At 66.2% G+C, this 23,538-nt stretch carries 21 protein-coding genes; 11 read left to right on the top strand and 10 right to left on the bottom strand.

Annotation, left to right across the window (positions count from 1 at the left end; all coding sequences use genetic code 11):
* Window positions 1–17 precede the first annotated feature (17 nt).
* A complete protein-coding gene (gene rsgA / locus SX243_04085) occupies window positions 18–1,148 on the bottom strand; it encodes a ribosome small subunit-dependent GTPase A (GenBank protein ID MDY7092132.1) in 1,131 nt (376 codons plus the stop codon).
* A gap of 511 nt (window positions 1,149–1,659) precedes the next feature.
* Here rsgA and SX243_04080 point away from each other — a divergent pair.
* Window positions 1,660–3,162 (top strand): M28 family peptidase, encoded by a 1,503-nt coding sequence (locus SX243_04080; protein ID MDY7092131.1) that lies wholly within the window; start codon window positions 1,660–1,662, stop codon window positions 3,160–3,162.
* A gap of 89 nt (window positions 3,163–3,251) precedes the next feature.
* Here the strand turns inward: SX243_04080 and SX243_04075 are convergent, their stop codons facing one another.
* The 3 genes from SX243_04075 to SX243_04065 form a co-directional block, all read right to left on the bottom strand.
* Window positions 3,252–4,628, bottom strand: coding sequence for an ArsB/NhaD family transporter (locus tag SX243_04075; protein MDY7092130.1), 1,377 nt, complete (start codon window positions 4,626–4,628; stop codon window positions 3,252–3,254).
* 113 nt (window positions 4,629–4,741) lie between these two features.
* Complete coding sequence (locus SX243_04070) at window positions 4,742–5,185, bottom strand: CBS domain-containing protein (protein ID MDY7092129.1); 444 nt, start codon at window positions 5,183–5,185, stop codon at window positions 4,742–4,744.
* 403 nt (window positions 5,186–5,588) lie between these two features.
* A complete protein-coding gene (locus SX243_04065) occupies window positions 5,589–7,430 on the bottom strand; it encodes an ABC transporter ATP-binding protein (GenBank protein ID MDY7092128.1) in 1,842 nt (613 codons plus the stop codon).
* A 219-nt stretch (window positions 7,431–7,649) separates the two neighbouring features.
* Here SX243_04065 and SX243_04060 point away from each other — a divergent pair, with 219 nt between their 5' ends.
* Entirely contained in the window at window positions 7,650–8,135 is a 486-nt protein-coding gene (locus SX243_04060; protein ID MDY7092127.1) for a YbhB/YbcL family Raf kinase inhibitor-like protein, read from the top strand.
* 29 nt (window positions 8,136–8,164) lie between these two features.
* Complete coding sequence (locus SX243_04055; protein MDY7092126.1) at window positions 8,165–8,809, top strand: hypothetical protein; 645 nt, start codon at window positions 8,165–8,167, stop codon at window positions 8,807–8,809.
* Between the two features lie 41 nt (window positions 8,810–8,850).
* On the opposite strand, the gene SX243_04050 is transcribed toward SX243_04055, so the two are convergent.
* The 3 genes from SX243_04050 to SX243_04040 all read right to left on the bottom strand — a co-directional run bounded on the left by SX243_04050 (window position 8,851) and on the right by SX243_04040 (window position 12,728).
* Window positions 8,851–9,180: a type II toxin-antitoxin system RelE/ParE family toxin gene (locus tag SX243_04050; protein MDY7092125.1), complete on the bottom strand. Its 330-nt coding sequence runs from the start codon at window positions 9,178–9,180 to the stop codon at window positions 8,851–8,853.
* A 21-nt stretch (window positions 9,181–9,201) separates the two neighbouring features.
* Window positions 9,202–9,483 (bottom strand): type II toxin-antitoxin system prevent-host-death family antitoxin, encoded by a 282-nt coding sequence (locus tag SX243_04045; GenBank protein MDY7092124.1) that lies wholly within the window; start codon window positions 9,481–9,483, stop codon window positions 9,202–9,204.
* Between the two features lie 101 nt (window positions 9,484–9,584).
* The gene (locus tag SX243_04040) at window positions 9,585–12,728 is read right to left on the bottom strand and encodes a CRTAC1 family protein (GenBank protein MDY7092123.1); all 3,144 of its coding nucleotides are present in this window, start codon (window positions 12,726–12,728) and stop codon (window positions 9,585–9,587) included.
* Between the two features lie 266 nt (window positions 12,729–12,994).
* On the opposite strand from SX243_04040, the gene SX243_04035 reads away from it, so the two are divergent.
* The 6 genes from SX243_04035 to SX243_04010 all read left to right on the top strand — a co-directional run bounded on the left by SX243_04035 (window position 12,995) and on the right by SX243_04010 (window position 16,884).
* On the top strand, window positions 12,995–13,387 hold the full coding sequence (locus SX243_04035) for a cytochrome c (GenBank protein MDY7092122.1): 393 nt from the start codon (window positions 12,995–12,997) through the stop codon (window positions 13,385–13,387).
* 158 nt (window positions 13,388–13,545) lie between these two features.
* Window positions 13,546–13,812, top strand: coding sequence for a hypothetical protein (locus tag SX243_04030; protein MDY7092121.1), 267 nt, complete (start codon window positions 13,546–13,548; stop codon window positions 13,810–13,812).
* Window positions 13,809–14,216, top strand: coding sequence for a type II toxin-antitoxin system VapC family toxin (locus SX243_04025; protein MDY7092120.1), 408 nt, complete (start codon window positions 13,809–13,811; stop codon window positions 14,214–14,216). The genes SX243_04030 and SX243_04025 overlap by 4 nt, the downstream gene beginning before the upstream one ends.
* A 46-nt stretch (window positions 14,217–14,262) precedes the next feature.
* Complete coding sequence (locus SX243_04020) at window positions 14,263–15,306, top strand: DUF2157 domain-containing protein (GenBank protein MDY7092119.1); 1,044 nt, start codon at window positions 14,263–14,265, stop codon at window positions 15,304–15,306.
* Window positions 15,303–16,397, top strand: a complete 1,095-nt coding sequence (locus tag SX243_04015; protein MDY7092118.1) for a DUF4401 domain-containing protein — start codon at window positions 15,303–15,305, stop codon at window positions 16,395–16,397. The genes SX243_04020 and SX243_04015 overlap by 4 nt, the downstream gene beginning before the upstream one ends.
* Window positions 16,390–16,884 carry a GDYXXLXY domain-containing protein gene (locus SX243_04010; GenBank protein MDY7092117.1) on the top strand — a complete coding sequence of 165 codons (495 nt, stop codon included), beginning with the start codon at window positions 16,390–16,392 and terminating at the stop codon, window positions 16,882–16,884. The genes SX243_04015 and SX243_04010 overlap by 8 nt, the downstream gene beginning before the upstream one ends.
* Here SX243_04010 and SX243_04005 read toward each other — a convergent pair.
* Complete coding sequence (locus SX243_04005) at window positions 16,847–17,557, bottom strand: methyltransferase domain-containing protein (protein ID MDY7092116.1); 711 nt, start codon at window positions 17,555–17,557, stop codon at window positions 16,847–16,849. The two genes, SX243_04010 and SX243_04005, sit on opposite strands and share 38 nt — an antisense overlap.
* Window positions 17,558–17,786: 229 nt before the next feature.
* Here SX243_04005 and SX243_04000 point away from each other — a divergent pair, with 229 nt between their 5' ends.
* Window positions 17,787–18,425 (top strand): hypothetical protein, encoded by a 639-nt coding sequence (locus tag SX243_04000; protein MDY7092115.1) that lies wholly within the window; start codon window positions 17,787–17,789, stop codon window positions 18,423–18,425.
* Between the two features lie 143 nt (window positions 18,426–18,568).
* Here the strand turns inward: SX243_04000 and SX243_03995 are convergent, their stop codons facing one another.
* Window positions 18,569–20,977, bottom strand: a complete 2,409-nt coding sequence (locus tag SX243_03995; protein MDY7092114.1) for an ABC transporter permease — start codon at window positions 20,975–20,977, stop codon at window positions 18,569–18,571.
* A 148-nt stretch (window positions 20,978–21,125) separates the two neighbouring features.
* On the bottom strand, window positions 21,126–22,199 hold the full coding sequence (locus SX243_03990) for a DUF2270 domain-containing protein (GenBank protein ID MDY7092113.1): 1,074 nt from the start codon (window positions 22,197–22,199) through the stop codon (window positions 21,126–21,128).
* Between the two features lie 119 nt (window positions 22,200–22,318).
* Between SX243_03990 and SX243_03985 the strand changes: the two genes are divergently transcribed.
* Window positions 22,319–23,538 (top strand): 4Fe-4S dicluster domain-containing protein (locus SX243_03985; protein ID MDY7092112.1); only part of this gene is annotated, 1,220 nt, incomplete at its 3' end.

The raw sequence follows: 23,538 nt of genomic DNA, 5'->3' as shown, positions 1-23,538 counted from the left end.
CTCTTGGAATCAGCTACTTAAGGCCCTCCTCTCCGCGCTTTCTTGACCGCCTGAACTCGCTTATAGAAGCGTCCCAGGCGGCGGTCCTCGCGGCGGCTGGCGGCGATATCCTGCTGCCGTTCCAGGTGCGCCAGCTCCTTCTCCAGCTTCCGCCAGCTGGCCAGCCGCTCCTCCGCCAGCCGGCCGTCGGCGACGGCGGCCTGGACCTCGCAGCCCGGCTCCTCGCCGTGGCGGCAGTCGCGGAAACGGCAGCCGCGGGCCAGCTCCTCGAGATCCGAGAAGGTCTCCGCCAGAGCCTCGTCGTCGGCCCAAAGCTGCACTTCTCTCACCCCGGGGTTGTCGATGAGCAAACCGCCGCCGGGCAGCTGCACCAGCTGACGGTGGGTGGTCGTGTGGCGGCCCCGGTCATCACCGGCCCGCACCGCCGCGGTGCGCATGACCTCGTCACCGAAGAGCCGGTTGAGCAGCGTCGACTTGCCAGCCCCGGACGAGCCCACCAGAGCCACGGTGCGTCGCGGCTCGAGGAAGGCCCGCAGGGGCTCGAGGCCCTCGCCGTGCAGGGATGACACCGGGAAAACCGGTACGCCGGGCACGGCTGCTTGGGCATCCAGGCGGGCGCCAGCGGCATCGTCGTGCAGATCTGCCTTGGTCAGCACCGCCACCGGCTGAGCACCGCTCTCCCACACCATCACCGCGAAGCGTTCCAGACGGCGGAGGTTGAAGTCGCCGTCCAACCCCATGACCACGAAGACGGTGTCGACGTTGGCTGCCACCACCTGCTCCACGGTCTGGGCTCCGGGCACTTTGCGCGAGAGCCGGGTGGACCGCGGCAGGACCGTAGTCAGCAACAGGGGGCCGGCGCCGGGTTCGGCAGGACCCTCGGCCACCACCCAATCTCCTACCACCGGCAGCTCGCCTTCCCGCCGCAGCCGCCCGGCGGGGCGAGCCTCACGTTCGCCCGCGGCGGTGATCACTCGATAGTTTTCGGAAGCGTGGAACAACACCCGCGCCGGCTGGATGCTGGATCCGTGAGCGGGGTAGGAGGACGCACCGGTAGCCTGCGCGCTAGCCTGTACGAAGTGCCGCGCCCAAGGGTCGTCGTAGCCGAAGTCTTGAAGGACGGGATGCGAAACGAAGTCGAATTCCATGATGGTCGATACCTTTTTCTGAACAGTCCTCGAGCCCCCGCCGCCCGGTACGGTGCAGCGAGGGATGAAGGCAGGCTCCGCCCGCGAGCCGAGAGAGGATCGCGGAAAGCGCTGTCTTCAGCGAACGAATTCAGGCATCAAACAATCATAGGCAGGAAGAAACTACTGCGCCGCGGAGCATTCGTCAACCGAAGTAGGGCACGGGCAGTGTCCTGGATGGAATCCCGCGAAGACTCCGAGGCACCCACCGCAGACACGAGCCGAAGCGGGGAAACGCGCGGAACTGTTTGAGCGCCAGCGAGTTTTCCGCGCGCCGCTACGGCTCGTCCGCCTGCGGTGGCGAGCAGTGCCGAGGCCTGAGCGGATTCCATCCAGGACACTGCCCAGCCGAGTCCTTGGGTAGGCCCTGGGATAAGATCCGGCCCTCAGCCCCTGATCCCAGCGCCTTCGGCCGAGGATCCGCACGCCGGCGGATTGCGTCTCACCGAGGCCCTTGCTTGGAGGTTCCCCGATGCAGCACCGTGCTCTCGTCCTTGTCGCCCTTCTCATCCTGATCGCTGCCTCCGCCCTGCCCATGGCAGCGGCCGATGAGCCGACGCCGCCGGATAGCGACGTTCAACGGTTGGTCTCGGCGCTGCTGGGGGATACGCCGATGATCGACGATCTCCGCTCCCTCACCGACGAGGTGGGCGGCCGGCCCACCGGCTCGGAGGCCAATGCGCGGTCGGTGGAATGGGCGCTGGAGCACTTTCGGGATGCGGGAGTGGAGGCGCGCAGCGAGGCCTTCACCATGCCCGCCCGCTGGCTGGAGATTTCCGCCAGCGCGCACATCGAAGGTGAGGGCGTCGCCTACGAACCGCGGGTGGCGGCCATGCCCTACTCCACCGGTACCCCGGAGGCTGGGCTGACGGCACCGCTGGTGGACGGTGGCCGGGGCACTGCGGAGGACTTCGAACGCCTCGGGGACGCAGCCCGGAACGCCTTCGTGCTCATCGAGACGGAGGAGCTGCTGGACGTACCCGGTCTCTTCCGGGAGTACACGGAAGGCGCCGCTCTGGAAGCTCGGGCCTTCGACGCCGGGGTGGCGGGGGTGGTCTACACCGGTTCCCGGCCCCGGGACGTGCTGCACCGCCACAACGCCTCCCGCGGCCCCGCCAACCAGCACCCCATGGCCATCGTGGAGCGCACCGCCGGCCAGCGGGCGCTACGGCTTCTCCGCTCCGGCACCCCTCTCGAGCTGACCCTCGATCTGAAGGTGGACGCCGGCGGCCCCTACGAGAGCCACAATGTCATTGGAGAGATCCGCGGAACGGCGGAGCCGGAAGAGTTCGTCGTGGTGGGGGCACACCTGGATTCCTGGGGTCTGGGCACCGGCGCCCTGGACAACGGCTGCAACGTGGCCTTGGTCCTCGACCTGGCCCGGCAGATGACCCGCCTGGGCATCCAGCCTCGACGCACCATCCGCTTCGCGCTGTGGAACGGGGAGGAGCAGGGGCTCTTCGGATCCTGGCGCTACACCCAGCAGCACGCCGACGAGATGGACCGCACGGTGATGGCCTCCTCCTTCGACATCGGCAACGGACGCACGACGGGCTTCTTCACCGGCGGCCGGCCGGAGCTGCAGGCGGCGGTGGAGAAGGCCCTGGAACCGGTGGCCGGTCTCGGCCCCTTCACCAACCTGGACGTGCCCATCGTCGGCACCGACAACTACGACTTCATGATGCAGGGCGTCGGCAACCTGGTAGCCAACCAGGAGTCCGCCACCTACGGCCCCAACTACCACGCCGCCACCGACACCTTCGACAAGGTGGACCCGACCCAGCTGCGCCTCAACGCCGCCATCGCCGGTGCCGTCACCCTCGGCTTCGCCAACATGGACGTCGACTGGCAACGCCAAACCCGCGCCGAAATCCAAGAGCTCATCGACTCCACCGACCTCGGCGACCAGATGCGCACCTTCGGTGTCTACGAGGCCTGGGAAGAGGGAATCCGCGGCCGCGCCAGGACTGATTGAGAACCTTCGAAAAGCCAAGCGCCGGTAGTGTGGGCTTCGCGGGAGTCGAGTCCTGCGGTGCCCGGAAGACCGGGCATCCTCGGGACTCGCTAGAAATATCTCAAATACAAGTACACGTGGGAGATCAGCAGCGTCAGCAGCATGATCGGCATCCCGTAGGCCATGAAGCGTAGGAACGAGATCGGCCGGCCGGACTTCTCCGAAATTCCCAGCACCACCACATTCGCCGACGCCCCGATGGGCGTGCCGTTGCCTCCCAGGCACGAGCCCAGCGCCAGCGCCCACCACACCGGCAGCAGCACCGGATGATGCAGAGTCTCCTGGGTCAGTGGCGCCGCGTGCTCCGCACCGTGGAAGACCGTCGTCGCCATGTCCACCACCAGCGGCGACATGGTGGCCACGTAGGGAATGTTGTCCAGGAACGCCGACGCGATGCCGGAGAACCAAAGCAAAACGATGGAGGTGGTGAACATCGACTCCTCCGTCGGCTGAGTGGCCTGAATCACCACCTCCGATAGATCCGAGATCAACCCCACCTTCACCACGCCGCCGATGATGATGTAGAGGCCGATGAAGAAAAAGATCGTCGGCCACTCCACCTCCGACAGGATCTCGTGGGTGTCCAGGCGGGAGATCAGCAGCAGGAAGGCGGCGCCCAGGAGCGCTACCGTCGCCGGTTCCGTGTGGGTCACGCTGTGCAGAGTGAAGCCCACCGCCACCAGCGCCATCACGATCAGCGACTTGCGTACCAGCACCGGATCCTTGATCAGCCGCTTCTCGTCCATCGACAGGATATGCATGCGGCGCTCCTCGTCCACCGTCAGGCGGCGGCCGAAGAAAGCCCACACCACCACCAGCAACGCCCCCATCATCACCACCACCGCCGGCCCCATATTGACCACGAAGTCCATGAAGCCCAGCCCGGAGCGCGAGGCGATCATCAGGTTCGGCGGGTCGCCGATGAGGGTGGCGGCGCCGCCAATATTGGAGGCCAGGGCTTCGCCGATGAGGAAGGGGATGGGATCGAGCTCCAGCTCGTCGGCGATGAGCAAGGTCACCGGAGCGAAGAGCAATACCGTGGTGACATTGTCCAGCAGCGCCGAGAACACCGCCGTGAAGACCAGGAAGATCGCCAAAATCGGAAACGGACGGCCCCGGGCCAGCTTCGCCAGCTTCACCGCCGACCATTCGAAGACCCCGCTCCGGCCCAGGATGTTCACAATGATCATCATCGAGATGAGCAGGAAGATGACGTTGTAGTCGATCCCCAGGTGCGGCGAGTGGAATGCCTCCATCTGGGTCAGGATCGGCAGGGCGATGGTCAGGGCGGCACCGAAGAGGGCGACCTTGGTCTTGTGCACCTTCTCCGACACGATGAGGATGAAGCAGGTGACGAAGATGCCCACCGCAAGCCAGTATTGAGCGCCGCTGACCGCCTGGTCAGCGCCGTGCAGCGCAGAGTCCATGCTCTAACTCCAAATTGCGAAGCCGCCCGGGCCGAGAGCCCCCGGCGCCTCGCTCGATGTGGTCAGGAAAGACTTGTAGTCAAGAAAAACTCGTGATCAAAGAAGACTCGTGATCAAGGGAGACTGGGAACGACCTTCTCCAGGATGCTCCGGCGGGTGATCATGCCGAGGAACTTGCCGTCCTCGATCACCGGCAGCGTCTTGCGGCGATTCTCCACGATGATCACCACCGCTTTGATCAAGGTGTCGTCGGGGGTGACGGTGTCGAGCTCGGTGGACATGAAGTCGCGAACCCGGGTGTCCTTGAGGCGCGCCAGGCGCTCCTCGAAGTAGCCCTCGTGCATCACTTCCATCAGCTTGTGGTCCAGATCCACGTACAGCGGCACGATCTTGCGCAGCACGTCGTGGATGCCCACCAGCCCCACCAACTTCCCGTCATCGTCCAGCACCGCCGCCGTCGCCTGCCGGCTGCCCACCAGGTTCTGCAGCAGCTCGTCGAAGGTTTGGTCCGGGTGAGTGGTCACCGGCTGTTCCAACATGGCAGTTCGCACGCGCATCGGCACCTCTGAGCTTGAACTTCGGGTAGGGATTTTTTCCGGGTAACTGAACCGTCGCGGGTCGGCGGAGCGCGGGCCTACGAGCACAGCGCCCCAACGGCCCAGGATTCTATACCCCCTTCGGAGAGCTGACCAGCGACCGAGGATGATTCTCCAAATCACCGGTGAGGAAAAAGAACAGGCCGTGCACGGTTGGATGCGGGGAACAAACCGAACGGAATGTAGTCAGGATCTGGGGGGGTAGGGGCAGGCCTTGTGCCTGCCCTCGGCGATCATGGACCTTCGCCAAGGGCGACCACGAGGGTCGCCCCTACCGGCTGGATCGAGCTCGTCCTGGGCGCGGAACCGTTCCGACCGTAGGAAGTGGCCGCGGTGCTGAGAGCCCGCTTATCCAAGAAGCAGATCACACCGCCACCGCCTCGCCGGTCTGCACGCTCCACAGGCCGGCGTAGACACCGTCCTGGGCCAGTAGCTCCTCATGACTGCCCATCTCGGCTACCTGACCGTCGTCGAGGACGTAGATGCGGTGGGCGTGGCGGATGGTGGACAGGCGGTGGGCGATGACCACCGTCGTGCGATCCACCGACAGCCGCGCCAGGGAGCGTTGGATCGCCGCCTCGGTCTCGTTGTCCACCGCCGAGGTGGCCTCGTCGAGGATCAGGATCGGTGGATCCTTGAGCATCGCCCGGGCGATGGACAGGCGCTGACGCTGACCGCCGGAGAGCCGCTGCCCCCGCTCCCCCACCACCGTGTCGTAGCCCTCCGGCAGCCGGCGGATGAATTCGTCCGCCTCCGCCAGACCGGCGGCGGCGACGATCTCCTCGAAGTCCGCGTCGGGACGGCCGTAGGCGATGTTCTCCCGCACGGTGCCGTGAAAGAGGAAAACGTCCTGGCTCACCAGCCCCACGGCTCGCCGCAGGTCGCCGAGATCCAGCCGGTGCAGGTCGATGCCGTCCAGACACACCCGCCCCTCCTGCACATCGTAGAAGCGCAGCAGCAGCTTGATCACCGAGCTCTTCCCCGCTCCGGTGGCGCCGACGATGGCGGTGGTCTTGCCCGCTTCCACCCGCAGATCCAGATCCCGCAGCACCGGATAGCCCGGGCGATAGGCGAAGGTCACGCCCCGGAGCTCCATCTCCCCGCGCACCGAATCCAGCAGCAGCGGCTCCTCGCCATTCTCGATCCCCGGCCGGGTGTGCAGCAGATCGAGCACCCGATGGGTCGAGGCCATGGCCCGTTGGTAGAGATCGAAGGTCGCCCCCAGGCGGGTGAGGGGCCAGAGCAGCCGCTGGGTCAGGAAGACCATGACGCTGTAGGCCCCCACCTCCAGGCTGCCGTCCAGGGCCAAAAAGCCGCCATAGACCAGCGTGGCGGTGAAGCCCACCAGGATCACGATGCGGATCAGCGGCGAAAAGGCGGAGCTCAGGCGAATGGCCTGGCGGTTGCTCTCCTGATACGCCAGGCTCTCCCCTTCCAGCCGCTTCACCTCGCGGTCCTCGGCGGCGAAACTCTTGATGGTGGCGATGCCTCCGAGATTGTTGGCCAGCTGGGCGTTGAGGGAAGCCACCCGCTCCCGCACCTGGGCATAGCGCGGAGCGATTCGGCGCTGAAAGAGGAAGGAGCCCCAGAGGATCAGCGGAATGGGCACGAAGGACATCCACGCCACCGTCGGCGCCAGGTAGAAGAAAGCGACGCCCACCAGCACCACCGTCGTGGCTACCTGCAGCAAATCGTTGGCACCACCGTCCAGGAAGCGCTCCAGCTGGTTGATGTCGTCGCTCAGCACCGACATCAGACCGCCGGTGGAACGCTCTTCGAAGAAGCCCATCTCGAGGCCCTGGAGATGACCGTAGGCATCCATCCGCAGCTCGTGCTGAATGCTCTGGGCGAGGTTGCGCCAAAGCACCGCATAGGCGTACTCGAAGGCCGATTCGAGGGCCCAGATGATGAAGGTGAGAATCGCCAGCAGGACGATCTGCTGGCGGGGATCGGTAAAACCGAAGCCGGCGAGCATGGAATCCTGACGCCGCACCACGATGTCCACCGCCGCACCGATGAGCACCGGCGGCGCCAGGTCGAAGAATTTATTCAGCACCGAGCAGCTCACCGCAGCGACGGTGTGCTTGCGGTGCCCGGAGGCGTAGCGCCACAGCCTCAGCAGCGGGGCCTCTCGGGAAGTCCCGGCAGGGGAGGGCTCGGCGACGGAATCTTCCCTCGGCTTGAGGCTCGGTTGGGGACTCGGCATGGGCGGGAGGCTAGCATGCTGAAAGCACTCCGGCCCCCGGCTTCTTCAGCTCCTAGTTGAAGGCTTTCTGCGAATCGCCACCCAATTGCGTTACCCTGAAGTCATGTCCCAACGCACCGAACGAAGCAACCACCAGCCAAGACTAGAAGAGTGCCCTGTCGACGGGAGCCGCTGTCGCCTCGATCCCTGCCCCGCCCGCAGGGCACCGAGGAGATTCCGATGCCGCTGATGCTCACCTCCCCGGCCTTCTCCCAAAACGGAGACATACCCAAGATCTACACCTGCGACAGCCAGAACGTCTCCCCGCCCCTGGCGTGGTCCGGCATGCCCGCCAAGACCGAGACCCTGGCCCTCATCGTCGACGACCCCGACGCCCCGGACCCCAAGGCTCCGGAAACCACCTGGGTCCACTGGGTGCTCTACAACGTGCCCCGCACCGTCACCGCCCTGCCTCAGGCCCTCACTGCCCGCCACCTGCCGTCCGGCGCCCAGGAGGGCCTCAACGACTGGAACCAGCGCGGCTACGGCGGCCCCTGCCCGCCCACCGGCCGCCACCGCTACGTGTTCCAGCTCTTCGCCCTCGACACCACCCTCCCGGATCTCAAGAGCCCTACCAAGGAGCAGCTGCTGAAGGCCATGGAAGGGCATATTCTCGATCAGGCGGAGCGCGTGGGCACCTACGAGCGCCAGCCCCGAGGGTATTGACGGGGTCCACGGACGCTCCTCTCAGCGCCATGGGCGACAAGCTCTGTCCCAAGATCCTCCTCGAAGGCACCCGCCTCACCGGCAAGACGGAGCTGGCCTTCGCCCTCAACGAGCACCCGCGCATCGTCGGCGCGCGACGCTACCGCTATCACTCCCCCATCGTGTCGGCGGAATGGTGCGGCTTCACCGACACTCCGTGGGGCCGCGGGCTGATCAACTTCGCGCCGGAGGAGGAAGCGCTGGCGTTGGAGACCTACGAAACCTGGGTGCGCCTCTTCGAGCAGCTGCGCTATTACTCGTGGATCGTCGACCGCTTTCACCTCTCCACCCGCCTCTACCAACGCCGCAGCCGAGGCAAGGACTACGACTTTCATCGGCTCGAGGAGCGGCTCCATGCCGTCGGCTTCCGGCTGATCTACTGCCACCGCCGCCCCGAAACCTTCGCCGCCGCCCGGGAAGAGCGGCTGAAGATCTCGGGCAATCCGTCCCAATACGACGATCTACAGCCGTTCCTCGAGGAGCAGGAAGAAATGGCGGAGCTGGTGGCCCAATCCCTCCTCCCCACCTTCCACCTCGACATCTCCGACCTCTCGCCCACCGCCGCCGCCGACCGCATCGCCGAGTGGCTAGCAGCCACCGGCGGGCTCCACGCGCCCTGGGGGTTGGAGGCGTAGGTTGCGGGGCGGTGGATTGAGGATCGACCTGCCCGAAAAGCTCACTCTTTGGGCAGGTCTCGATACTCAGCTAGCTTGGATTCTCGGGCGGTGTGAACGATGTCGATGATGAAGACGGTCTTCGTGGACTCTTCGACGTAGTAAAAGACGCGGTGAGTCAGGACGATCTTGGAGTAAACAGTCTGTCCACGAGACCAGCCGACGATGGCGAAAGCCCGCGGAAGGGCCTCCAGTTGCTCGATCCCGGATCGCATGGCCCGAAGCCAGGCAGAGGCTCTGCCAGCTCCAGAATCTTCCTGGATGAAACGAACCGTCTCCTCAAGAGCCGTAAGCGCCTCCTGTCCGTAGCGGACTTCGTACTCGGCAGGCATCTCGAAGCGGCAACTCCCTGGCTAGAGCTCGAGTCCGAGCTCCGCCGCGATCTTCTCAATCGCTTCCCTCGCCTCGACTCCCCGCTCTCCGCTCTCGATCCGTGCGATCGCCCGATCCCAGATGGGACCCCGCTCGATGGTGATCTGCAGGGCGTCGTAGGTCTCAGGGCTCATCACCACCATGGCGGCCTCACCGTTCTGGGTGATGGTCTCGACTCGCCCTTCTTTGAGCCGGGCCAGGTGCTCGCCGGTGCGCTGGCGAAAGTGGCTGAGGGGGTAAGTATCCTGGGTGCGGTGCCTCATAAGCTCCTCGGTATATATTCGTACCGAATTTAGTATGCCACATTCTTCCGCTCCCGGCACCACCCTTCCCCGCTCCCCCCAACCCTCAGAATCCAGACCGTTCAGGTTCCCGGCTGACAGAGCCGCCCGTCCTGCACCGGCTGGGCGCAGGTGGCGACGGGTTGGTCTTGGGGGTTGCCGGCGGCATCGAAGGCGTAGACCGTTCCCTGCCAGCGGGCGCCGTGGATCATCTCGACGCCGAGATAGCCGTAGTTGGCTCCGGAGGCCACCGACAGCCCCTGAGCCTGCAGGCCGTCGACGGTGACGTCGTCGAAGGGGGAGGGCATCTGGTTGCCGTCCAGCACGACGCCGCTATTGCCGATGACCAGCTGGGGCGGCCGAGGGCCGTCGAAGGTCATGGAGAAGAATTGGTGCATGTGGCCGGAGAGGACCAGCTGCACTTGCCCCGGCAAAGCGCCGCCTCGGGTGGCCTTGAGGGCTGCCTGTAGCGTCGGGTTGTCGACGGTGGGCTGGTCGCTGCCGAATTCCTCGACGCTCCAGAGAGGGCGATGCCCCAGGAGCCAAGCGGGCTTCTGGCTGCCGCGCAGAAGCTGCTCCAGACTGTCCAGCTGCAGGGCGTAGAAGTCCACCTCGTAGCCTTCCCCTCGGGCTCCCACGGAGCCCTCGCCGGTACCGCAGGCGTTGGCCGTGTCCACCACCAGCAAGTCGAGGTTGGCGAAGCTCAGACGGTAGGGGTCGGTGGGGGCGGTAGGAGCGTCACAGCCCGGAATGTGGCGGTAGGGATCGAGCAGGGTGGAGTGGGGATCGAGGAAATAAAACCACCCCTGACCGCCGCGGCTGCACAGCTCGTGGTTGCCCCGCACCATCACCCACGGCGCCGCCGCCAGCAGGGGCGCGGCGGCGGTGAAAAGGTCCTCGTCCCAGGTGGACCAGGTGCTGTAGCTCGACTGGTGCACCAGGGTCGGGTTGCCCGGCGGGATGCAGCCATCGTAGGAGTAGTTGCCCTGCTCGGTCTTGTTGGGGGTGCCGCGGTAGTTGAAGTCGCCGACGTGGATCACCAGGTCGGGCTCGCTCTCGGCGGCCGCCGACGCGACGGCGGCGAAAGGCCAGGTGGCGCCGTCGCCGGAGCAGGGCTGTTTGTCGCCCCCCTTGCAGCCGCTATCCCCCACCACCGCGATCTTCTGCAGCTGTCCGTCCGCGGGCGGCAGAGGCAAGGCCTGGCCGGCTATGGAGGCCTCGGTGAAAGCCTCGCCCGCGGCGGAGGCCAGCACCGCCTCGCAGACGGTGACGCCGAAGGCTGCCGGGTTGGGATTGGCGCGCTCGGTCATCGCCCGAGACTCTCCACCCTTTCCCACCTGCACCGTCGGGCAGGCTTCTCCCTGGGCCACGACGGCCCGCGCCAGCGGCACCGTTTTCCCGGCGATGGGCGAGTGGGCCATGATCACGTATTGCGCCAGAGGCTTCGCAGCCTCCGCCGAAGCCTCTGCCGCCCATCCTGGAGCAGCCGACCCCGCAACGAAGAGGCAGAGGCCGACCATCAGCGCGATCCTCATCGACTCTCGGGTCCTGCGACGCAAGAGCCAAGCACCGGCGGCGAAGAGGAAGAGTGCCAAGCACAGCAACGCCAACGGGCTCAACGTGGGGATATCCGGCGCCACACCCTCCACCTGCCCCTGCACCAAAGTCAGGAACGGCCGCACGGGGAGGTTGCGGGCCACTTCCTCCGTGCCGTCGGGCCAGCGCACCCGTACCTCGTCCAGCTGCGTCGCTGCGCCGAGGCCGAAGTGGGCCACCGCGGGACTTTGGGATACGAAGTGGGAACCCGCCCGCAGCTCTCGCACCTGGGTCAGGCCCCCGGCGGTGACCCAGATCCAGGCGCCGATGCCCTCGGTGTTGCCGTCGGTGCCCTGCAGACGGATCTGAGTCGAGTTGAGGTCGTTGCCACCGTCGTTGCGGAACAGCCTCGGGGGACCGGAGTTGTTGGCTACGAAGAGGTCGATGTCGCCGTCCTGATCATAGTCGAAGCACACCACTCCGCGGCCCAAGAGATGGTCTTCGATGCCCAGGTCGGCGGAGCGTTCCTCGAAGGTGCCGTCACCACGGTTCATGAACAGGCGGGAGGGATCGCTGTAGTAAAAGTCGACCCACTCGAAGTTCATCCCGTTGACGTGGAAGAGGTCGAGCCAACCGTCGTTGTTCAGATCGGCGAAGCAGCTGCCCCAGCCCCAATAGCCTTCTCGGACTCCCGCCTCGGTGGTGGCGTCCTCGTAGGTGCCGTCACCGCGGTTGCGGTAGAGACGATTGCCGGTGACGCCCCAATTGCCCACCGGATCGCCGGTGGGGTCCCAGATGCTCGACACGAACCAATCCAGATCGCCGTCGTTGTCATAGTCCCCGATGGCCGCTCCCATGCCGTTCTCATCGCTGATCACATCGGTGGTGGTCTCGACGAAGCCGGTGCCGGCCTGGTTGTGGAAGATCTTGCTGGTGCCGAAGTCGCCGGCGATGAGCAGATCCGGCCAGCCGTCGCCATCGATATCGGTGAAATTGGGGGTGAAGCTGTTGTCGCGGTCGATATACGACGGCCCGATGCCCAAGCCCTGCCCGACGTCGGTGAACTGCCCACCGCCGTCGTTGCGCCACAGATGCTCGGTGTCGCCGGAAAAGCCCCAATGGGTGAAGAAGATGTCCAGGTCGCCGTCCCGATCGTAATCGCCGAAGGCGGCGCTGAAGGTATCCCGGTGGCTGAACAGGCCCGAAGCGGCGGTGATGTTCTCGAAGGTGCCGTCGCCGCGGTTGCGGTAGAGGCGAATGGCGGTTCCTCGGACGCCGCCGATGACCAAGTCGAGCCAGCCGTCGCCGTCCACGTCGGCGAAGGTGGGACCGCTGCCCTGGTCGCCGAAATGACCCACCCCCGCCGCGGCGGCCCGCTCTTCGAAGGTGCCGTCCCCGCGGTTGCGGTAGAGCAGATTGGGTCCGATATCCCCGCGCACGATGTAGAGGTCCATCCAGCCGTCGCCGTCGTAATCCCCCGCCGCCACCCCGCCGGCGATCATCTGTGCCTCGAAGAGATCGGGATTGCTGTAGCCATGCTGATAGTCGAGACCGGCAGCGGCGCTGACATCGGTGAAGGAGAGACCGCCACCGCCGAGATCAGCACCTCCAAGACCGGCGGCGTGGGCACCGCTCCCAAAGGCCAGCGACAAGATCAGCAACGAAAGGACGCAAGCTTTGAAGGAAGTCATGGTTCTCTCATTCTACGACGAGACTCACCACCCCGCCCCAGGGGGTAGCGACAGAGAGGCGAATTCCCAGTACAATCGGCCGACACTTTCCGTATCGGTCGAGGTTCGCCGGGCCTCGGAGCCTGACCCTTGCTCCAGGAAACCGGCGAGTCGGCCCAACCCTGGAGGAACGTTCCATGAATTCGATCCTTCCCTCGTCCCGACCATCCCGCAGCAGCTCATCTCGGAGCAGCTCCGTTCGCTGGTTACTCCTCGTGGGCGCCTTGGTGGCGACCGCTTCCTATCTCTCCGTCGCCACCGCCCAGGACTCGGCTTCCGAGGCCGAAGTCGCCCGCGGCAAGAAGAGCTTCCAGGTCTACTGCGCCAGCTGCCACGGCGCCGATGCCCGCGGCGAAGGCCCGATGCTTTCGGCCCTGCGCTTTCAGCCCCGGGACCTGACCCGTCTGAGCAAGCGCAACGACGGCACCTTCCCGTCGGAAATGGTCGCCAAGGTGATCGACGGTACTCAGGAAGTCAAGGGCCACGGCAGCAACGAGATGCCGGTATGGGGCCCGATCTTCTCCGCCCAACACGAGGGTGGTGACGCTCGAACGCCGGAGTCTCGGATTCAGGAGCTGGTGAGCTACCTCAAGTCGATCCAGGCCGAACCCGAAGGCTAGCAGCCCGTGGCTAGCTGTGCCGAGGCCTGAGCGGATTCGATCTAGGAGCTTGTGCTCATCCAAGATCGCTCGACTTCACCACGGGCTGATAGACTTGATAAGTCAGTACCTTCTCATCGACTGCAGTCGGAGAACCTGAGAAGGAACGAGGAAGCAACGTGGCCGAACCGACGATCAAAGAAGACACTGGCAGTGAAGTCACCGTCAAGGTATCCCGTAACGGCGGCCATCAGACCGTCACGATCCCTCTGGAACTAGGTTTTAGCACCGACACGGTGACCCTCGAGAAGCGCGGGGACTCCCTCCTCCTGCGCCCCAAGTATCCTGCGGGCTGGGACCGTTTCTTCGCAGACGAGTCCCTGGTGCTGCCCCAGGACTTCGAAGCCGGAGACGAGCTGCCACTTCAAGAGCGCACCCACTGGTGACGTTCCTCCTCGACACCGATACCTGCAGCTTCCTGATGAAGCGCAGCTCCCGGTCGTTGATCGACAAAGTCCAGCAGTTCGCTCCAGGCGAGCTGAAGGTCTCCACCGTCACCGTCTATGAGCTGGAGCACGGGCTCCAGCGCCGACCGGAGGCCCATCAACTGCACCGCGTTGTGAACGCCTTCTTGCACAATGTGGAGGTTCTCCCTTTCGATGCGCAGGCTGCCCGGCATGCCGGAGCCATCCGGGCCCATCTCGAACGAGCCGGCACCCCCATCGGGGCCTACGACCTGCTCATCGCCGGACATGCGCGTTCCGCCGGCGCGACCCTCGTCTCCCATAATCTGCGTGAATTCCAACGGGTGCCCGAGCTGTCGATAGCGGATTGGGCCCTCGACCTCTAGTGCATCTCGCGATGACCCACTGAGCTGAAGCAGCTACGTAGCGGCTATGAGCGAACGTCGAGAAACCCTCATCCGCTGGGCCGAGGCGGGCCACCTCGACCGCCGGCGGCTGCGGAGAGCCCTGGAGCTGGTGGGAGTGCTGCCTTCGAGGAGCGGGTGGCTGCGCTTTCTCGATCACCTGATGCTGTGGCTGGGCGTGGCCATGGTCGGCAGCGGGGTCATCTGCTTCTTCGCCTACAACTGGTCCCGCATGGGCCGGTTCTCCAAGCTCGGCCTGATGGAGCTGCTGGTGGTAGCGGCGCTGGTGGCCCTCTGGCGCCTGGACCTGCGCACTGGTGCCGGCAAAGCGGCACTCTTCGGAGCCAGCCTGGCGGTGGGGGCTCTCCTGGCGCTGGTCGGTCAGCTCTACCAAACCGGAGTCGCCAACCTCGAGCTCTTCGTCACCTGGGCCATCCTCATCCTGCCCTGGGTTTGGATCGCCCGCTCGGCAGGGCTATGGATCTTCTGGCTCGGCCTGCTCCACTGCGCCATCGGTTTTCACAGCCTGGGGATGCTGGACACCCTCCTCGCGCTCATCGGCCCGAACTGGAAGCTGTGGAGCGTCTTCGTCCTCGACACCGCGGCTCTGGCCTGCTGGGAGTGGTTTGTCCACCGCGGTCAGCGCTTCTCCCAAGCTCGACCCACGGTCCGACTGACAGAAAGTCAGCTCCAGGACCGCTGGCCGCAGCGGCTCATCGCCGTCGCGGGGGGAGCGATGATCACCTTTCTCGGCTCCGGCGGCCTCTTCGAGCGCAAGAGCTGGGCCGAGACCCTGCTCGAACCCGCGCCCTGGATCTGGCTGGTCTGGTGCCTCGGGTTCTTCTACGTCTATCGCCGCAAGCTGCTCGATCCCTTCATGCTGGCGGGCGGCGTGCTCTCGGTGATCGTCATCATCTCCACCGTCCTGATCAGACTCTGGATGGACGAATTCTCCGAAGAGCCGGGGCCGCTGTTCATCCTGGCGCTGATGATCATCGGCATGGCCGCTGCCGGGGCCTGGTGGCTCCGCAGGCTCGAGGACGCTCCCCCCTCCGCGGAGCAAGACTCGTGAACGCCGCCGAAGAACGGAGCCTGTGGCAGCGCCTGGAGGCCGCCGAGCTGGTAGCCGGAGCGCCACCGGAGCCACCGGAGCCCCCCGCCCCCTGGTTCGTGCGGCTGATGCTGGGAGCCGCCGGGTGGATCGCGGCGCTCTTCCTCGTCGGCACCATCATTCTCGCCATGGGCTCGTCCAAGGAAACCTTCGGCCCGTTCATGATCGTCGGAGCTCTGCTCTGCACCGGAGCTACCGTGGTGAGTCGCTGGGTGAGCAAGAATGATTTCGTTCAGCAGCTGGCCCTGGCCGGCTCCCTCGCCGGACAGATCTTTTTCCTCATCGCCTTCGCAGACAAGACCGGGTGGAATTTTTCTGACACTTACTTGCCGCTGGCGGCCATCGCGGCGGCGCTCTTCCTGGCTTTCCCCACCCCTCTCCACCGCGTCTGGTCGGCGGCCATGGGGTCGCTCTTTCTCACCCTTCTGCTGCGCGAATGGCTGCCCCCGAGCTATGCCCTGGCCGCTCTCTGCGCCGCCGCCGGAGCGCTCTGGCTCTACGACCTACCCCGGCCACGGGTCGAGTCGATGCTCCACCACCTGGCGGCAGGAGTCAGCCTGACGCTGATGGTGACGATGCTCTTCTTCGACACCTCCGCCCGCAGACTCGGCCGATCCTCCACGCCCTGGGAGTTGGATCTACCTTTCTGGCCCGGTGGCCTCTTGGTAGCGGGGATTTTCCTCTGGGTGGTCTACCGGTTGCAGAGCACCGCGGGCTGGGAGCCCGGCTCCAAGATTCGGCGGGGGACTTGGGCCATCGCCGGCCTGCTGGCCATCGCTGCGGTGCCCGCCCCGGGAGTGGGCGCGGCGGCGGTGCTGCTGTGGCTCGGCGTCGCCCACGGCCACCGTCTCCTCGCCGGTCTGGGCACCGTGGCTCTGGTGGGCTACCTACTGGGGTACTACTACATCCTGGACCTGACCCTGCTGACCAAATCCTGGTGGCTGCTGAGCATCGGTGCGGCGCTGCTGGTCCTGCGGCAGGTGCTCTCCCTGCCCGGCGCCGCCCTGGATGGGGCGCCGAACGAGGCGCTGGAGGAAGCACAGGATGGCTAAGCGCATCGCTTTGGTTGCAGGAGTTCTGATCCTCGCGTGGATCAACTTCACCATCTGGAGCCACGAGCAGGTCGTGCGTCACGGGGAAACCATCTTCCTCGAGCTCGCCCCGGTGGACCCCCGCTCCCCGATGCAGGGCGACTACATGGCCCTGGCCTTCAAAGCGGTGCGGGAGGCGGAGCGGGCAGGGCTGGGAGACGGCGACCGGGCGATCCTGCAGCTCGACGAGCAGGGCATCGGCCGCTTCCACCGGCCGGATACCGGCGGTGACCTGGACGCCGGCGAGAGGCGTCTCCAGCTCCACCTCCGCGGCGACCGCCTGGGCCCCGGCACCAACGCCTTCTTCTTCCAGGAAGGACACGCCGGTCTCTACGCCGGCGCTCGCTACGGGGAGCTTCGCCTCGACGCCGACGGCAAGGCCTACCTGGTGGCTCTGCGGGATGAGGAGCTCAGGCTCCTGGGCCCGGAAGAGTCGGCGGAGCAGTAGCAGCAGGTCTCGCCACCAGAATCGCCACCGGCAGATGCCACATATCCTGCTCCTCGGAGTGCAGGATCTCGAATCCCGCAGCCTCCAGCAGCTCAACGACGGGGATGGGCTGGCAGTCCACGAAGTGGGGAAAGTGGCGGTGGAACCAGCGGTAGATATTGACCGCCAACCCCGGATGCTCGCCCGGCGTCAGGGATACGACCCCCAGCCGGGGATTCGTCGAACCGGCCCCCGGCGACCGCAGCACGCGGCGAATCTCGGCTAGAACCTGCGGGATCTCTGCCCCCTCGAAGAGCTCGAGGGTGAAGCTGAGGAAGACCGCGTCGAAGCTGCCGTCTCGGTAGGGAAGGTCCCGGGCGTCCCCGAGCTTGAGCTCCACCCGCTGCTCCAGCCCCGCCTTCTCCAGTCGACGCCGGGCTACTTCCATCATCCCGGACGATAGATCCACTCCCGCCACCCGCCCGGAGCTTCCCACCGCCCGCGCCAGATCCTCCAGGGCGTGGCCCGTGCCAAAGCCGATCTCCAGCACCACCTCCCCGGGAGCCGCGCCGAGAGCCGCCAAGCCCGCGTCCCGGGCGCTGTGTTCACTGGCGTCGGCGATCAGGTCATACGCACCGCTGATGCGGTCATAGAAAGTACGGGTCGTGTGCTCGTTCGAGTGCCTCGGATCCATGACCAGCCCCTTGACTACCAGACTTTTTAAAGTATAATTATAAGAAATATCTAAATATACAATACAAATGCATTGTTCTCGGACTCTTTTTCAACCCACGCCCAGTTCCTCATCGCCTTGCAACCCCCTTCCGCCGCCTCCCGGAGCCTCTCCGGGCCCACGTCTCGAATAAGGAGGAGATATGCGTTTTTATCGTTCTATCCTAATTCTCGGAGCCCTAGCTCTCCTAGTGGCCGCTCCCACGGCCCAGGCCAATGACCCCAACGGCAACGGCCTGCGTGCTCTCACCAACAACTATACGGCCCAGGTCGAGACCCAGCTGTCCCAATGTGCTTCCGACCTAGGAGTCCCGGTGGCCGGCAATCTGTCCGTGGTCACCGGTGACAACTCCACCGCCGCCTTCATGCCCGTGGCAGGGGTCGAGGATCTGACCCGTTCGGATCTCGCCACCTGGACCACCGTAGGTATCTTCACCGCCGCCGGCCCCGCCGACGCCGAAGCGCCCTCCGGCACCTTCACCGTTCAGGTGCAAGCCGCCCTCGGCTCCACCAACGGAGAGTTCCGCATTCTCGACAGCGTCGGCGCCGTGGTGCAGAGCGGCGAGATGACCATCACCGAAGACGCCGATGCCACTCCGCCGTCCCAAACGCCGGATCAGACTCTCGTCGGTGACATCGAGAATCTCACCGATGAGTACCACTACGGCTGCCCCTGGTACTACCCGTACTACTACCCCTACTACTTCCGCTACTACCCGTACTATTGGTACGGCTGCTACTGGTGGCACTATCAGTGGTGGTGGGGCAAGCTGCAGTTCCGCTATTGTTGGTGGCCGAACCGCTACTGCCACCGCTGCTGCTGGTGGTAGGCGCCATCGATCCTGCTGACGCGGCCGGCTTCCTCCGGTCCGCGCCAGCGGGATGACAGCACCGCCCTCTCGCTCTCACTTCGGCGGCGGAGATTCGCGAGAGGGCGGTTTTGTATGCGGCCGTTCTCCGGAGGATCCGGCCCTCACTCGGCGCGCAGGGCTTCCAAGGGATCCACCGATGCTGCACGCCGGGCCGGCAGCAGGCTCGCGAGCACCGTCACCGCCAGCAGCACCAACCCCACCGCTACTACCGTCATGGGGCGAATGCCGACGAAGCCCGCCATGGTGCTGCCGATGAGCCGGGTGACCCCGATCACTCCTGGCACTCCCAGAATCAGCCCCAGGACCGCCAGCTTCAACCCTTGCCGAGTCACCAGCCCCACCACCTGCCCGCGGCGGGCTCCGATGGCCATGCGCACTCCCAGCTCGTGGCGGCGCTGCGCCACCGAATAGGCCAGCACACCGTAGGTACCCAGCGCGGCGAGGAAGAGCGCCAGCACGCCGAACCCGCCCAGAAGCGAGGTGAAGATCCGCGCTCCGACGAAGAATTGCGCCACGTAGTCGTCCAGGCTCTGGAGCTGGGCCACCGCCAGTCGCGAGTCCACCTCCGCCACCGCCGTGCGCACGCTCTCCGCCGCCGAGTACGGCGGCACGTCGGTCCGTAGAGTGAAGTAGATGTTGCGCCGGGACTCCTGTCCCAGGGGCACGTAGAGGGTGGGTTGCTCCCCCTCGTCGAGGAAGAAGCCATGGCGCACCGAAGCCACCACTCCCACCACTTCTCGGGAACGGCCCAGGAGGGTCAGCCGCCGCCCCACCGCGTCGCCGGCGGGCCAATGACGATCCGCCAGGGAGCGGTTGATCACCACCACTGACGGGGTGTCGGCGCGATCCGTCGCCTGCAACCAGCGCCCCTCCAACAGCTCCAAACCAACGGTGGTATCGAACCCTCCGTCCGCCACCATCCAGGTCGCCCGCGGCTGCGCCTGGCCTTCTCCCAACTCCTCGCCGTCGATCTTCAGCGTGTCCTCGGACATGAAGGGGGTGCGGGCCGGCTGGTCGCTGGTGGTCACCGAGGCCACTCCGGGAATCGCCGTCAGCCGTTCATCCAAGGTCTCCACTCCCCGCACCACCGCCTCGTCGTCCGGATAAGCGGCCTCCGGCAGACGCAGGTTGAAGACCAGCAGGTTGTCCGACGCGAAGCCGGGGTCCCGATTCTGCAGATCGAGCATGCTGCGCACCAACACCGAAGCGCCCCCCAGGAGCACCAGCGCCAGGGCGATCTCCGCCACCACCAGCCCATTGGCCATCAGCCGCCGGCGCGAACCGCTCCCCCGGCCCCCTTCCTTGAGAGCCGAGACCAGGTTCAGCCGCCGGGTCTGGAGGATCGGCGCCAGCCCGCAGAGAAGCCCCGCGAGGGCGGTGACGGCGAGGGTGAAGAGCAGCACCCGTCCGTCCACCACCGGCACCATGAAGCTGGGTAGCCGCGGCGCCATGGCCTTGGCGATCACCGACACGCCCAAATAGCTCAGGGCCAATCCCGCCAGGCCACCGAGGGCCGCCAGCACCAGGCTTTCGGTGAGCAACTGGCGGGCGATGCGGCCGCGGCCGGCCCCCAGGCTGGTGCGCAGAGCGAGCTCCCGTTCCCGCCGCTGGCTACGCGCCAAGAGCAGGTTGGCGATGTTGGCGCAGGCGATGAGCAACACCGCCAGCAACGCTCCCTGGAGCAGGGCGAAGAGCTGGCGGTCGGTGTCGTCGGGAATGTCGTGGCGCAGGTTGGTCAGGCTCACGGCATAGCCCCGATTGGCGTCCGGATGCTCCTCCGCCAGGGCCGCGGTGATGGCCTCCATCTCTTGCCGCGCCTGCTCCCGTTCCACTCCCGGCGCCAGTCTTCCGAGCACCAGCATGGTGCGCTGGGATCGATCCAGCTCGCTGCGGTCCAGAACCATCGGCCGCCATAGCTGCACCGTTGGATCGAGCACCTCGAAGCCCTCCGGCAGCACCCCAACCAGCTGGAAGAGCTCGCCGTCGAGACGCAGCTCCGTGCCCACCGCTTCGGGATCGGCCCCCAAGCGCTGCTCCCAGAATCGATAGCTCGCCACCAGGAGCTTCTCCCGTCCCTCGGTCACCTCCCGGGCCTCGAAGAAGCGCCCCAACCCCGGCGCCACCCCGACCAGGGGGAAGAGCTCCGGCGACACCGAGACCACGCTCACCGCCTCCGGTACACCGTCGTCGCCGGTCCACCCCGCCGAACCCGGTTGGAAGCCCGCTAGCTCGGTGAAGCTGCTCTGACGTTCCCGCCAGTCCAGGAAGTTGAGAGCCGAGGCCGGCGACACCCCGAGCTCCGGCCGCTCCACGGCGTGCTCCCCCAGCAGATACAGGCGCTCCGGCTCCTCGTAGGGCAGGGGCCGGTAGAGCACACCGTTGATCAGGCTGAAGGTGACCGTGTTGCCGGCGATGGCCAGCGCCAGGGACCCGGCGATGAAGAGGGTGACGAAGAGGTTCTTGCGCAGGCTGCGCAGGGCGAAGCGAAGATCCATCCACAGGCTGTCCATAGCGGGCTCCCCATTCGGACGATTTGGCGAAGTGGGTCCCCCGAGGCTGCCGACCACGATGGGTCAGGCTCGGGGGCTCATTCCGAACTACGCCGCGAACCCTGAGGATGTTTCTGAGCAGGTCTGTCCGCAGAGGAGCAGAGAACGGCTAAGGCTCCAGCGGCTTCCACCCTTCGCCGCGCACGTCCTGGGCGGCGGTGATGATGACGAAGGCGTCGGGGTCATGGGTGGTGACGATGCGCTTGAGGTCCGCCACCTGACTGCCGCTCACCACCACCATCAGCACGCCGTGCTCCTCACCGCTGTACATCCCGACGCCGGTGAGCAACGTAACGCCCCGATCCAGGCTCTCCATCAGCGGCCCGGCGATCTTCTGCACATGGTCCGAGACGATGTAGGCGAGCTGCTTGCGGCGCCCCGGCAGAGTCGGGCGCAGCGCTGCCAGATCCACCTCCAAGGCCTCCCGAGTGGCGGCGCGGATGCGGTCGAAAAGCCGTGGGGTCCTGGCGAAGACCTCGCCGGAGGAGTCCCGCAGGCCGACGGTGAACAGCCCCAGGGCGATGAGCGCGGCGTTGAAGACGATCCCGATGAGCAAGACCGCCCAACCCGAGAGCGGACCGATGGCGGCGCGCTGGAGGAGCTCCGGCACCTTGGTCGTGGGCTCGGGATGGAGCAGGATCTTGACCACCCAGCTGAGGGCCAGCACCAGGAAGACCGGCGCGTAGTTGCGCCGATAGCGGCGCCCCAAGGCCTCCAGCAAAGAAATGGGGAAGGTGGGCCGCCGCAGGCTCTCCACCAGCCGCTCGGACCAGCCTTCGTCGGGCCGGTGGGGCGGCGACAGCAGGCGGCTGAAATATTGCGTCTCCATCAGCCGCACCCGTAGGCTCCAGAGCTCGAAGTAGCGGTAGCGCCGGGCTTCGATGAACAAGAATAGGAGCACCAAGAAGGTGACGATGAGGATCACCACCGGCGTGTGGGTGGAGGCGCCGAACGCGAAGGTGAGGGCGGCACCGGTGGTCACCACCGCCCAATTGGTGGTGGCGTCGAGGCGAGTGCGCCAGAGGTTCGAACGGGTCACCTCGCCGCGATAGAGGTGGATCATGGCGGAGTTGAAATCGCCGCCGTCCAACCCGATTCCGGGAAACCCTCCGGCCTCCTCTTCAGGCTCCATCACCCCCGGCGGAAGAGGCTCTCGGGAACCCGATTCGTCCCGTGAAGTCATGCTCTTCAATCCTTTCCGAATCCCTGGCCAAACGCCTCTCCGGGGCGCTCCCGGAGTGCTTGCGGTCTGCCCACGGCGCCCGTACAATGCTGCGGCACATAGAGTTAGGAGTATTACACATGAAGCAACCCAGCGCGCCGGAAGCCGCGCCCGCCACGGGCCGCTGGGCCAAGGTCATCGACCACGAAAGCTGCATCGGCTGCCACGCCTGCACCACGGCGTGCAAGTCCGAGAACGACGTCCCCCTGTCGGTGACCCGCACCTACGTCAAATACGCCGACGTCGGCACCTTCCCCAACACTCGGCGGGCGTTCCAGGTCACCCGCTGCAATCAATGCGAGGACGCCCCCTGCGTCGAGGCCTGCCCCACCTCCGCCATGTACCAGCGCGGCGACGGCATCGTGGACTTCGATAAGAACGCCTGCATCGGCTGCAAGGCCTGCATCGCCGCCTGTCCCTACGACGCCATCTTCATCAACCCCGAGGATCATTCAGCGGAGAAATGCAACTTCTGCACCCACCGCCTGGACATCGGCCTCGAACCCGCCTGCGTGGTGGTCTGCCCCACCGAAGCGATCCTGGTGGGGGATCTGGAGGACCCCACTTCGAAGGTGGCCCAGATGGTTGGCCGGGAGCCCCTGGCGGTGCGCCGGCCGGAAAAGAATACCCGCCCCAAGCTCTTTTACCGCGGCGCTCACCAGGCGACCCTCGATCCCCTGGCGGCGAGGCGCCCCGACGGCGGCCTCTTCCTGTGGAGCGAGCAGCGCCAGGGGGGCCACCACGTGGTCTCCGGCCATCCGTCGCCGGAGCGCGCCACCTCCAGCGCCGCCGCCGTTCTCAGCTACGACGTCTCCCACACCGCGCCCTGGGATTGGCGGGTCAGCCTCTACACCCTCACCAAGGGCATCGCCGCCGGCGTCTACCTGGTGGGGCTGGGGCTTCTCGGCGCCGGAACTCTGGACCCCGCCGGTCTTCTGTGGCAGTGGCTCGTCCCCCTGGCGGCTCTCTTCTTCCTCGCCGTCACCGGCGGGCTGCTGATCTGGGATCTGGAGCACCCGGCGCGCTTCTACCTCATCTTCCTCCGGCCCCAATGGCGCAGCTGGTTGGTGCGCGGCGGATTCATTCTCGGCGGCTACGGCCTGGTGTTGGCGGCCCACCTGGTCATCGCCCTCGCCGGGGCGCCGGAGCTGCTCCCCTGGCTGGCGCTGCCCGGCGCTCTGCTGGCCGCCGCCACCGCCGTCTACACCGCCTATCTCTTCGCCCAGGCCAAGGCGCGGGATCTGTGGCAGAGCCCGCTGCTGCCGCCCCACCTGCTGGTGCAGGCGGTGCTCGCCGGCGC

Source organism: Acidobacteriota bacterium (assembly GCA_034211275.1).
Taxonomy (GTDB): domain Bacteria; phylum Acidobacteriota; class Thermoanaerobaculia; order Multivoradales; family JAHZIX01; genus JAGQSE01.
Note: the sequence above shows the minus strand (reverse complement) of the source record. Positions and strands in the feature narration are given on the sequence as shown.

What these genes read in the sequence shown, in the direction of transcription:
- rsgA (MDY7092132.1), bottom strand. Translation starts at nt 1,148, where the DNA reads ATGGAATTCGACTTCGTTTCGCATCCCGTCCTTCAAGACTTCGGCTAC.
- SX243_04080 (MDY7092131.1), top strand. Translation starts at nt 1,660, where the DNA reads ATGCAGCACCGTGCTCTCGTCCTTGTCGCCCTTCTCATCCTGATCGCT.
- SX243_04075 (MDY7092130.1), bottom strand. Translation starts at nt 4,628, where the DNA reads ATGGACTCTGCGCTGCACGGCGCTGACCAGGCGGTCAGCGGCGCTCAA.
- SX243_04070 (MDY7092129.1), bottom strand. Translation starts at nt 5,185, where the DNA reads ATGCGCGTGCGAACTGCCATGTTGGAACAGCCGGTGACCACTCACCCG.
- SX243_04065 (MDY7092128.1), bottom strand. Translation starts at nt 7,430, where the DNA reads ATGCCGAGTCCCCAACCGAGCCTCAAGCCGAGGGAAGATTCCGTCGCC.
- SX243_04060 (MDY7092127.1), top strand. Translation starts at nt 7,650, where the DNA reads ATGCCGCTGATGCTCACCTCCCCGGCCTTCTCCCAAAACGGAGACATA.
- SX243_04055 (MDY7092126.1), top strand. Translation starts at nt 8,165, where the DNA reads ATGGGCGACAAGCTCTGTCCCAAGATCCTCCTCGAAGGCACCCGCCTC.
- SX243_04050 (MDY7092125.1), bottom strand. Translation starts at nt 9,180, where the DNA reads ATGCCTGCCGAGTACGAAGTCCGCTACGGACAGGAGGCGCTTACGGCT.
- SX243_04045 (MDY7092124.1), bottom strand. Translation starts at nt 9,483, where the DNA reads ATGAGGCACCGCACCCAGGATACTTACCCCCTCAGCCACTTTCGCCAG.
- SX243_04040 (MDY7092123.1), bottom strand. Translation starts at nt 12,728, where the DNA reads ATGACTTCCTTCAAAGCTTGCGTCCTTTCGTTGCTGATCTTGTCGCTG.
- SX243_04020 (MDY7092119.1), top strand. Translation starts at nt 14,263, where the DNA reads ATGAGCGAACGTCGAGAAACCCTCATCCGCTGGGCCGAGGCGGGCCAC.
- SX243_04010 (MDY7092117.1), top strand. Translation starts at nt 16,390, where the DNA reads ATGGCTAAGCGCATCGCTTTGGTTGCAGGAGTTCTGATCCTCGCGTGG.
- SX243_04005 (MDY7092116.1), bottom strand. Translation starts at nt 17,557, where the DNA reads ATGGATCCGAGGCACTCGAACGAGCACACGACCCGTACTTTCTATGAC.
- SX243_03995 (MDY7092114.1), bottom strand. Translation starts at nt 20,977, where the DNA reads ATGGACAGCCTGTGGATGGATCTTCGCTTCGCCCTGCGCAGCCTGCGC.
- SX243_03990 (MDY7092113.1), bottom strand. Translation starts at nt 22,199, where the DNA reads ATGACTTCACGGGACGAATCGGGTTCCCGAGAGCCTCTTCCGCCGGGG.